Source organism: Clostridium sp. Cult2 (assembly GCF_021655075.1).
In the GTDB taxonomy this organism is placed as follows: domain Bacteria; phylum Bacillota; class Clostridia; order Tissierellales; family Tepidimicrobiaceae; genus Schnuerera.
Map to the genome: position 1 here is coordinate 1 of NZ_PPXX01000031.1, position 11,214 is coordinate 11,214.

The window sequence follows — 11,214 nt, forward strand, 5'->3', positions numbered from 1 at the left end:
TTATGTTAATCATCCTATAGATTATTAGAAAATATATTTATTTTTTAAAAAATAAATTAGATTTCCTATAAATATATTCAAAATCTAATTAATATCTTATCCATAAGTTCTTTCAGGAGCTCAATACTGGTAGAAACCATAATGAGGCACCTATTAAGCTCTACAACACAGCAAACGTATCAATGCATAACATAACATGGGATGGCACACAAAAACCCATTACAAGGCAAATAGAAAGGTCGTTTTTGAGAGCTATAATCAAAATAATTTATTTTTATATAGATTTTAATATTGGTCATAAAAGATGCGGATGTAATTTTATTTCGTCGGTCTGATTACTTTAATTCTATATATTAAAAATAGATTTAAAAAAGTACAATCAAATAATATAAAAAAGCATTGTAAAAAAGAAGGATTTTTTATACTTATGTCGAAATATATTAATAGTCACAAAATAGTTATTTTGTGACTATTAATACCATAAATATAGAAAAGAGGGGTAAAATGAACGGAATACCAATGATACTTGAAGATTATCTAAATTACATGGAAACCATTAAGGGCACTTCTCCTAATACTACAAAAGAATATTATTATGATTTACGTACTTTTTTTAGATTTATTAAATTACGATACAAGCTTGTTGATGAAAGCATCTCCTTTGAAATGATTGATATTGATGATGTTGATATTGAACTTATTAAAAAGATTAATTTACAGGACCTACATGCTTTTATATCTTATGTAGACAAAAACAGAGATAATGAAAATTTCGCCAAGTCCAGAAAAGTTGCAAGTTTAAAATCATTTTTTGATTATCTCTATACCAAAATAAACTTAATAACAAAAAATCCAGCTCATGGACTTGAATTCCCTAAAACCGATATTAGACAACCTATATATTTAACACTTGAAGAATCTGAAAAGCTATTAAAAACCATATTGGAAAATAAAAGCGATTTTTTTAGGAAAAGGGATTATGCTATCGTAATATTATTCTTAAATTGCGGTTTAAGGTTATCTGAGTTATCTAGTATAAATTTATCTAAGATTAAAGATGATACTTTAACCGTAATTGGAAAAGGCAATAAGGAAAGAACTATTTATTTGAATGAATCTTGTATTTATGCTATAAAGGATTATATATCAGTACGACCTAAAGACCCAATAGATACTGAGGCTCTTTTTTTAAGCATGAGAAAGAGAAGAATGAGTAATAGAGCTATTCAACATATGATTGATAGATATCTAGAAAAAGCTGGATTCGATACTTCTGTTTATTCTACCCATAAGCTTAGACATACTGCTGCCACATTGATGTATAAGTATGGCAATGTAGATATTAGAGCTTTACAGGAATTATTAGGTCATGAAAATGTTTCTACCACCCAAATATATACTCATATAGATGACCAAAGATTAAGAGAAGCGGTTAAAAGTAATCCGTTAGCTAATATAAAACCCAATACTATTGACGAATAAAAAAAGAGAGCAAGTTAGCAATATTACACTAACCTGCTCTCTTTTTCTATATGTTTAGGGGTTGTGTTTGATAGGCACTTTTATTAAATCTCCAGGATATATATTAGCATCTATCATCTGGTTAAATTCCTTTATTTCAAATACCATCTTTCTTACATCATAGTTGGAGGGCATATTATCAATGGCAATATTCCATAGCGTATCCCCTTTTTTAACAATTACTTCTTTATATAGGTCTTTATATGTAGAACTATAGACTTTTTGATTATTGGTAAACATTAGAATTATAGCTATTATGGTAATGGATGTTATAAATATAAAAGACATAAATTTTTTTCTATCAACTATCCTGTATCTTCTTTTTCTCATAAAATCACCTCGCACATTAGTTCAAAACATTTGTTCTTTAACTACATTCTATTAAAACACTTGTTCTTTGTCAATAGTTTTTTGAAAAAAAAGAACTAATGTTTGAACATTATTTACTTTTATGATATAATTAGTTAAATCAAGATTTAGTAAGCTATTCCATTATATAATTGAATTCTATTTTATTTATACTTACAATTTATATGTGAGGTGTTTGATATGTACGAAGATTTGAATCAGACTCAATTAGAGATTTTACATTTCATTAAGAGTCAAATTCAAAAAAAGGGGTATCCCCCATCTGTTAGGGAAATTTGCAAAGGCGTTAATCTGAAATCTACTTCTACTGTTCATAGACATTTAGAGAAACTAGAAACTAAGGGTTATATAAGGAAAGACCCAACGAAACCAAGAGCTATTGAAATCCTTGATAGGGATGAAGATGCTCTATTCGCAGCTAAAAAAACTGTAGATATACCTATAATAGGTAAAGTTACAGCTGGTCAACCAATTTTAGCAGTAGAACATATTGAAGATACTTTTCCTGTACCAATTGAAATGGCTGAAAGAGGTCCGCTTTTTATGTTAGAGATTCAAGGAGATAGTATGATAGAAGCTGGAATACTAAGTGGTGATTATGTATTGGTTAAACAACAAAATCATGCCATAAACGGAGATATTGTAGTAGCTTTATTGGAAGATGAAGCTACAGTAAAAAGATTTTTTAAAGAAAAAGATTATATTCGCTTACAACCAGAGAATGAAGCCATGTCTCCAATATTAGCAAAAGAAGTAGCAATTTTAGGGAAAGTTATAGGTCTTTATAGAAACATTTAATATTTATTGTAATAATCTTTATAAACTTGATAAAAATAAGCTAACCTTTAAGTTAGCTTATTTTTATTGATTAAATTATTATTATATAAGTTATTTAAAGAACTCATTACCCCAAGTTTGCAATGTTCATAGGTTAACCCACCTTGATAATAGGCGAAATAAGGTTCTCTCATGGGACCATCTGCGCTTAATTCTATTGAAGAACCATCTATAAAACCACCTGCGGCCATTATCACCTTATCTTCATATCCTGGCATATCCCAAGGCAATGGAGTTACATAAGAATCAACCACTGCTGCTTTTTGAATTCCTTTACAAAATTCAATAACTCTATCTGCAGAATTTAGCTTAACAGCCTGAATAATATCGCTTCTTATATCCTCAATTTCAGGCACTATTTCAAAGCCTAATTCTTTATACACTATTCCTATTAACAATGCTCCTTTTAAAGCTTCAGAGACCACATGAGGAGCTAAGAATAGTCCCTGTAATGTAGATCTGGTTGTTCCAAAGGTTAACCCACAATCCTTGCCCAATCCTGGGGCTGTACTTCTATTTGCTACCTGTTCAACTAATTTAGATCTGCCAACAATGTATCCTCCTGTTAGTGCTATTCCCCCACCAGGGTTTTTAATCAATGAACCTGCCATTATATCTGCACCAATATCCGTTGGTTCTCTTTTTTCCAGAAATTCTCCATAACAATTGTCTACCATAATTATAATGTCCTTATTAAAGTTCTTAACCACTTTAATAACTTTTTCCATTTCATCAATGGTAATAGCCTTTCTATTGCTATATCCAGTAGACCTTTGTATTAACAATAGCTTGGTTTTATCACTTATATTATTGACTGTTTTGTCTATATCAATTTTCCCATTTATTAAAGGTATTTCTTTATATTTAATACCATAATCCAGCAAAGTACCCTCTTGATTTCCTTTTACCCCAATTACCTTGAGCAATGTATCGTATGGAGTGCCTGTTATAGAAATGAATTCATCATCTGGTTTTAGTAAACCAGCTAAAGTTAGAGTAATAGCATGAGTTCCAGATACAATAGTAGGTCTTACTAATGCATCTTCTGTATTGAAAACTAAAGAATAAATTTTCTCTGCTTTATCCCTACCTACGTCCCCATATCCATATCCTGTAGTCCAGTTAAAATCCGTGGAGCTAAGTCTTGCCTTTTGCATACTATTTAGGACCTTATACTGGTTATATTCTTTAATCCTATCTATAGAATTAAATTTGTCTAAAATCAAATTTTCTTTTAAATTAACAAATTCCACCACTTGACTATTTAAATCAAATTGTTTACATAATATATTTACGGTATCCTTGTCCATTTTAAATCAGCCTTTCTATAAATTAAATACAAAAGCCTCTGATAAACTCAGAGACATTTGTTAATAAATCATTCTCCATCTGTATTTTTACCTACCAAATTAACAGGTTTAATTGGTATAATTGTCGATATTGCATGTTTATAAATAAGTTGTTGTTTCCCATCACTATCTAAAACAATAGTGTAATTATCAAATCCTTTTACCATACCCTTTATTTGATATCCATTAATTAAGTAAACAGTGATTGTGGTATTATCTTTTCTTGCCCTATTAAGAAAAATGTCTTGTAAATTGGTTGTAGTTTTCACGTATTCCCCTCCCTTAAATATTTAGGTTGATATTATTTTTTAGATAACTAATGATATAATTACTAATCTCATCAATTGATTTATATTGGCCAACATTGATCCAATATATTCTATTATCTCTTTTAAACCATGTTAATTGTCTTTTAGCAAATCGTCTTGTATTTCTTTTAAGAATTTCAATAGCTTCGTCTAAACTTATATTTCCTCCTAAATAAGATATAATCTCTTTATAACCAATTGCTTGCATTGAGACCAATTCTTTATGATATCCCATGGCTAGCAGTTTCTTTACTTCTTCTACTAAACCCTCCATAATCATCATATCTACTCTTGTATTAATACGTGAATATAAAGTAGCCCTATCTACAGTAAGGCCTATCATAGCTAAATTATATTTATCCACTTCCTTCCTAAAGTCTTTATTATAATATGACATAGGTTTTCCAGTTTCATAATAAATTTCTAAAGCCCTAATAATTCTTTTTCTATCATTAGGATTTATCCTTTTAGCAGATATATTATCTATTTTGGTCAATTCATCAAATATATATTGATTTCCATATATATCAGCTATTTCATTAAATTTTTGCCTAAATTTTTCATTTGGTTTTACTCTAGCAAATTTTAACTCATATACTAGAGAATTAAGGTATAGACCAGTTCCTCCAACAACAAGGGGTATTTTATCTGCTTGATTGATTTTATCAATATATTTTTCAGCATAATATTTATAATTTGCAACTGTAAATTCTTCATCTGGATAAACTACGTCTAATAGATAATGTGGAACATTATTCATTTCTTCCTCCGTTATTTTAGCGGTGCCTATATCCATATACTTATATATTTGCATAGAATCTGCAGAAATAATTTCTCCATCAATTTTTTTTGCTAAGTCTATAGATATGGCGGTTTTACCTATAGCTGTTGGTCCAACAAGAACTAACAAATTTTTTTTAGATTCCAATATTATCATCCTTTTACATTATTCTCTTAAATTCTTTTTCGATATCCTTTCTTGATATTTCAATAATTGTTGGTCTTCCATGTGGACAGGTATATGGAATTTTTGTTTCACTTAATTGTTTAATAAGGCTATGGATTTCTATATTATCCATATTATCGCCACTTTTTATAGCTTTAGTACAGGCCATTTTAATAATTTTATCTAATTTTATTTCATAGCTACTATTAATATTAAGATTAATTATATCAATTAAATCCATGAACAAACTTTTAACTTGTGGTCTACCGAACAACAGTGGTACTCCTCTTATTATTATACTGTTACTGCCAAACTGCTCTACAATAAATCCTAAACCATTTATCAGATCAATATTTTCTATAACAGATTCAACTTCAGAATTGCTAAGTTCAACGATTTCAGGAGTTAATAGGTTTTGAATTACTACTTTTTCAGATTTGTATTCCTCTTTATATTTTTCATAAATTACTCTTTCATGAGCTGCATGTTGATCTATTATAAAGATTTTGTCCATTTCAATATTTTCCAATAAAATAAAGGTTGAAAATAAAACTCCTATGATTTTAGAATTATTTAATGTATAGGCTAATTCTTTTGAATAATCCTTGTTAGTAAACTCATCTAAATACTCTAAGTTATAGTCTTTAATATTTACTTCAAATTCTTCTTTAGAGGAATTTGAATATACTTTTATATTATTTTCATCCTTGCTAGTTTCTGAAAAATCCTTTTCAAATAAAGTTTCTTCATACAAAAGTGGAAGATTATCTTCTTCTTGACTTCCTTCATCCTTTTTTAAAGAAATTTTGGGAATGGATAATACTTTATTCAGTACATTATCTATTGTACTATCAAGGGTATTATAAATTTCTTTTTGATTGATAAATTTAACTTCTTGTTTAGTTGGATGAATGTTTACATCTATTAATAAAGGATTTATATCAATAAATACTACAAACACTGGAAATCTATTAATAGGTATAATAGATTTATATTTATTTTCAATCAGATTTGATATAAAATTATTATTGATATATCTATTATTAATATATAAATATTGATGACTTCTATTTCCTCTATAAAAGGTATTATTTGATATATATCCATGAATATTAAAATCTGAAGATTTATAATCTATACTTATAAGATTATCAGAAAAATCTTTACCTAATAATGTATATATATTGGATTTTAAATCATTATTCTTTGAGGTTTTAAATATGACTTTATTATCTCTAATATATTTAAAAGAAACTCCATGATTTCCTAATGCTAGTTTGTATATATTATCACTTACATGATTTCCTTCTACTGTATCACTTTTCAAAAAGTTTTCTCTTACAGGAAGATTATAAAACAAATCTCTAACTATCATTGTAGTTCCTTTAGGACAACCAACTGGCCGTAGCTTAATAACATTTCCATCTTCAACAAAAGCTTGAAGACCAGATAAATTATTGTCCGTCTTTGTAAGGACTTCCACTTTTGACACTGAAGAAATACTTGCTAATGCTTCTCCTCTAAACCCAAAAGACATGATTCTATATAAATCCTCAAAATTATCCAATTTGCTTGTAGAATGGCGTTTGAAGGCAATTTTTAAATCATTTTCAGTAAAGCCATCTCCATTATCCGTTACTCTAATATATTTTTTTCCACCATTAGTTATTTCTACAGTTATACTTGATGAATTTGCATCTAGAGAATTTTCAACAAGTTCTTTAATAATAGATGAAGGTCTTTCAATAATTTCACCAGCTGCAATCTTCTGGATAGTTGCTTCATCTAAGATTTTAATTTTAGTCATTTTATGCTCTCTCCTTAAGCTTCTTAGCTTCTTCTGTTAATTCATAAAGTATATTAATAGCTTCTATAGGTGTTAATTTAGAAATATCAAAGTTGTTTATTTTTTCAATTAAATAGTCTTTTTTATAATCTAAGAAATTGAGTTGTTGACTATAATCTGAAGTACTATAAGTACTTGAAGATTTATGATTCTCTTCAATTTGAAATAATATTTCGTTAGCTCTATCTATTATTTTATTGTCAATACCAGCTAACTTTGCAACTTGGATACCATAACTTTTGTTAGTGCTTCCTTCTACTATTTTCCTTAAAAATATTACTTCATCCCCTTTTTCTTCTACCAATATCGTTAGATTTTTTACTCCCTCTAGACTTTCTTCTAGTTCAATTAACTCATGATAATGGGTTGCAAAAAGAGTTTTGGCTTTTATGTTTTTAGCAATATGTTCAATAACCGACCAGGCTATGCTAAGACCATCATAAGTACTAGTACCTCTACCCACTTCATCTAATATTATTAAACTATTCTTTGTTGCATTTTCAATAATATTAGCTACTTCATTCATTTCTACCATGAAAGTACTTTCACCTTGGGATAGGTTATCAGAAGCACCAATTCTAGTAAAGATTCTATCTACAATACATATATCTGCTTCCTTAGCAGGAACAAAAGAACCAATTTGTGCCATTAAAGTGATAATAGCTACTTGTCTCATATAGGTAGATTTGCCTGCCATGTTTGGACCTGTAATAATTTGAACTCTATTGCTTTTATTGTCCATAAAAGTATTATTAGGAACGAATACACCATCAATCATTGTTGCTTCAACAACAGGATGCCTTCCCTCTATTATGTTAAGAATCCCTCTATTATTTAGTTTAGGCTTAACATAATTATTACTATAAGCAACTTGACTAAAAGAATTAATTACGTCAATTTCAGAAATTTGTTTGCTAACTCTCTGAATTCTATGGGTTTGTTTATTAACTTTATTCCTTATATCTTGAAATAAATTATATTCAATATCTACAATCCTATCTTCTGCTCCTAGTATTTTTGATTCTATCTCTTTTAACCTGTCAGTATAATATCTTTCAGAATTGGTTAGAGTCTGTCTTCTAACGAAATAGTCCGGTACTAAATTAAAATTAGATTTTGTAACTTCAAAATAATATCCTGACTTTTTATTAAAGCCAATTTTCAAATTTTTAATACCTGTCTTGCTTTTTTCTTCCGTTTCTAAATTAGCTAGCCATTCTTTTCCTATAGTACTCACTTTTTTTAAATCGTCTAAATTTTTATCATAACCTAATTTTATTAATCCTCCTTCTTTTACTGAAATAGGGGGATTATCTACAATGGATTTATCTAATAGTTCATAAGCCTCATTTAGCGAATCAATTTCCATTCCTAATTTGATAAACTCTTTTTTATTGGATTGGAGTAATAGCTTTTTTAGCTCTGGTATCATACCAATTGAAATTTTCAACGAGAATAAATCTCTAGCATTACAGTTACCATAGGATATCTTACCAATCAGCCTTTCTAAATCATAAATTTCTTTTAAACAATCTTTTATTTGATCCATTAATATGATATCATCCACAAATAATTGAACCATATTTTGACGTTTTTCAATTTCATTGATGTTTAACAAAGGTTGTTCTAGCCAATTTTTTAATAATCTACCACCCATAGCTGTCGAAGTTTTGTCTAATAGCCACAACAAAGCTCCCTTTTTCTGCCTTGTCATAATGGTTTCATGTATTTCTAAATTTATTCTAGTATTTATATCTAGTATCATAAATTCATCTATAGTATAAAATTCAATATTATTAATATGATTAAGGGAATCTTTTTGGGTTTCATATAGATAATCCAGTAGTTTTCCTGTAGATAGGATAGAATACATTTTTCCTTCTAAACCTATCTCTTCTAAATTATCAATATTAAAATGATTCATTATTAGATTATTCCAATTGCTTTTATTTATCTGTTCAGTGTTATAAATATTAATATAAGGATTTATTCTATTTTTAATGGTTTTGATTATCTTTTTATTTTCTAAAAATTTTTCATTACATACTAATTCTGAAGGAAAAATTTTTCCTAGTTCATCCAAAATAAAGCTATATGATTCATTCTCTTCGCGTAAAGATTCTGTAGTATACATTTCTCCTGTAGAGCTATCTACGTAGGACAAACCTACACCAGTTTCATCTAGATAAATAGAAACAAGATAATTATTAGATTTTTCGTCTAACACGTTGGTGTCAGTTATAGTTCCTGGAGTTATAACTCTAACTACATCTCTATCTACCAATCCCTTTGCTAGTGTAGGATCTTCTAATTGTTCACATATAGCTACCTTATAACCATTTTTTACTAATTTTGAAACATATACATCAGACACATGATGAGGTACTCCACACATTGGTGCTTTTACATTCCCTCCTGCTTCCCTATGAGTTAATGCAATTTCAAGCTCCTTTGATGCAATAATAGCATCATCAAAAAACATTTCATAAAAATCTCCCAATCTAAAAAAGAGAATAGTATCTTTATATTTTTCCTTAATTGCTTTATATTGCTTCATCATTGGTGTTAAGTTATCCAAATTCAAAACCTCCGAATTAAATAATATAACCTTCTAAAGTGAAAGATTTTATTTTTTCAATCCTTACGTTAACTAGACTTCCAATTAACTCTTTATTACCTTCAAAATGAATAAGTTTACCATCTCTAGATCTACCAGTTAATACATTCTCATTGTTTTTGCTTACCTCTTCAATTAATACTTCAACTACTTTATCTTTATATTTAAGATTATTTTCATAGAATATTGGATATAGGGTATCTAACAACCTTTGGAATCTATCATGTTTTACTTTATCAGGAATTTGATTTTCCATCTTTGCTGCAAGGGTACCTTCCCTAATTGAATATAAAAATGTAAAGGCTGAGTCATATCTAACTCTTTTAACTAAATCTAAAGTCTCGTTAAAATCTTCTTCAGTTTCTCCTGGGAAACCTACGATAATATCTGTAGATATAGCAATATTAGGTATAGCTTTCTTAATTTTTTCTATCAGTATTAAATAATCTTCCTTGGTATATTTTCTATTCATGGCTTTTAAAATTTTATTACTACCAGATTGAACAGGTAAATGTAAATGTTCACACACTTTATCTGATTCTGCCATGGCTTCAATTAGTTCCTCTGATAAATCTTTTGGATGAGATGTCATAAATCTAATACGTTCAATTCCTTTAATTTTATTTATATTTTTTAATAAATCTGCAAATGAGTAGTTATAACTTAAGGTTTTACCATAGGAGTTGACATTTTGTCCTAATAGAGTTATTTCCTTATACCCTTCTTTTGCTAAATTGTCTACTTCCTTAATAATGTTTTCTGGTTCTCTGCTTTTTTCTCTACCTCTTGTATAGGGTACAATGCAATAAGTACAGAAATTATTGCAACCATACATAATATTTACAAAAGCTTTAAATGAATATTTCCTGTTTGCTTCTATATCTTCTACTATTTCTCTATTATCCTCCACTATATCTACAACGGTTTTATTAGTTTGATAATATCTATTAATAAGCTGTGGTAATTTATGAATATTCCCTGTTCCAAATATTATATCTACATGTCTATATTTAGAAAGTATAACATTCCTAGCTTCTTCACGTTGCATCATACAACCACAGACAGCCAGTATAATATCTGGTTTTCTTCTTTTTAAATCCTTTAATGCACCTAATTGACCGTATACTTTCAATTCAGCATTTTCTCTAACCAAACAAGTATTATATATTATGAAATCACTTTCTTCTTTATTATCTGTCCATTCATATCCCATGGATTCTAATATCCAAGATATTTTTTCAGAATCGTGCTCATTCATTTGACAACCATGGGTTTCAATTGTGTACTTTTTATTTTTCATATATTTTCCTCCTAAAAACTAATCGTAGTGTCAAATTTGACACTCCTATTTTTTATTAAAACCTTATATTATCAAGGGTTACATAGTTTTTTATAAAACAAAAACAATGACCCCCCATTTT

The 11,214-nt window shown here is 28.4% G+C and carries 9 protein-coding genes; 2 read left to right on the forward strand and 7 right to left on the reverse strand.

Translation table 11 applies throughout. The features are described from left to right. Positions 1-504 precede the first annotated feature (504 nt). Positions 505-1,482 carry a tyrosine recombinase XerC gene (locus tag C3E90_RS03535; RefSeq protein ID WP_236914230.1) on the forward strand — a complete coding sequence of 326 codons (978 nt, stop codon included), beginning with the start codon at positions 505-507 and terminating at the stop codon, positions 1,480-1,482. A gap of 54 nt (positions 1,483-1,536) precedes the next feature. Here the strand turns inward: C3E90_RS03535 and C3E90_RS03540 are convergent, their stop codons facing one another. Beyond that, complete coding sequence (locus C3E90_RS03540) at positions 1,537-1,851, reverse strand: LysM peptidoglycan-binding domain-containing protein (RefSeq protein ID WP_236914232.1); 315 nt, start codon at positions 1,849-1,851, stop codon at positions 1,537-1,539. A 219-nt stretch (positions 1,852-2,070) separates the two neighbouring features. Here C3E90_RS03540 and lexA point away from each other — a divergent pair, with 219 nt between their 5' ends. Further along, positions 2,071-2,688 (forward strand): transcriptional repressor LexA, encoded by a 618-nt coding sequence (lexA, locus tag C3E90_RS03545; RefSeq protein ID WP_236914234.1) that lies wholly within the window; start codon positions 2,071-2,073, stop codon positions 2,686-2,688. A gap of 47 nt (positions 2,689-2,735) precedes the next feature. Here lexA and C3E90_RS03550 read toward each other — a convergent pair whose 3' ends face one another. The 6 genes from C3E90_RS03550 to miaB form a co-directional block, all read right to left on the reverse strand. Next, positions 2,736-4,037 (reverse strand): methionine gamma-lyase family protein, encoded by a 1,302-nt coding sequence (locus C3E90_RS03550; protein ID WP_236914236.1) that lies wholly within the window; start codon positions 4,035-4,037, stop codon positions 2,736-2,738. Positions 4,038-4,105: 68 nt separating this feature from the next. Further along, entirely contained in the window at positions 4,106-4,345 is a 240-nt protein-coding gene (gene hfq / locus C3E90_RS03555) for an RNA chaperone Hfq (protein ID WP_236914238.1), read from the reverse strand. 13 nt (positions 4,346-4,358) lie between these two features. Beyond that, positions 4,359-5,312: a tRNA (adenosine(37)-N6)-dimethylallyltransferase MiaA gene (gene miaA / locus C3E90_RS03560; RefSeq protein WP_236914239.1), complete on the reverse strand. Its 954-nt coding sequence runs from the start codon at positions 5,310-5,312 to the stop codon at positions 4,359-4,361. 13 nt (positions 5,313-5,325) lie between these two features. Further along, entirely contained in the window at positions 5,326-7,137 is a 1,812-nt protein-coding gene (gene mutL / locus C3E90_RS03565; protein WP_236914241.1) for a DNA mismatch repair endonuclease MutL, read from the reverse strand. Position 7,138: 1 nt separating this feature from the next. After that, positions 7,139-9,754 (reverse strand): DNA mismatch repair protein MutS, encoded by a 2,616-nt coding sequence (gene mutS, locus C3E90_RS03570; protein WP_236914243.1) that lies wholly within the window; start codon positions 9,752-9,754, stop codon positions 7,139-7,141. A gap of 16 nt (positions 9,755-9,770) precedes the next feature. Next, positions 9,771-11,093, reverse strand: coding sequence for a tRNA (N6-isopentenyl adenosine(37)-C2)-methylthiotransferase MiaB (gene miaB, locus C3E90_RS03575; RefSeq protein ID WP_236914245.1), 1,323 nt, complete (start codon positions 11,091-11,093; stop codon positions 9,771-9,773). Between the last annotated feature and the right edge of the window lie 121 nt (positions 11,094-11,214).

Coding starts and splice junctions, on each gene's coding strand:
- C3E90_RS03540 (WP_236914232.1), bottom strand. CDS start 1,851: ATGAGAAAAAGAAGATACAGGATAGTTGATAGAAAAAAATTTATGTCT.
- miaB (WP_236914245.1), bottom strand. CDS start 11,093: ATGAAAAATAAAAAGTACACAATTGAAACCCATGGTTGTCAAATGAAT.
- C3E90_RS03550 (WP_236914236.1), bottom strand. CDS start 4,037: ATGGACAAGGATACCGTAAATATATTATGTAAACAATTTGATTTAAAT.
- lexA (WP_236914234.1), top strand. CDS start 2,071: ATGTACGAAGATTTGAATCAGACTCAATTAGAGATTTTACATTTCATT.
- C3E90_RS03535 (WP_236914230.1), top strand. CDS start 505: ATGAACGGAATACCAATGATACTTGAAGATTATCTAAATTACATGGAA.
- mutL (WP_236914241.1), bottom strand. CDS start 7,137: ATGACTAAAATTAAAATCTTAGATGAAGCAACTATCCAGAAGATTGCA.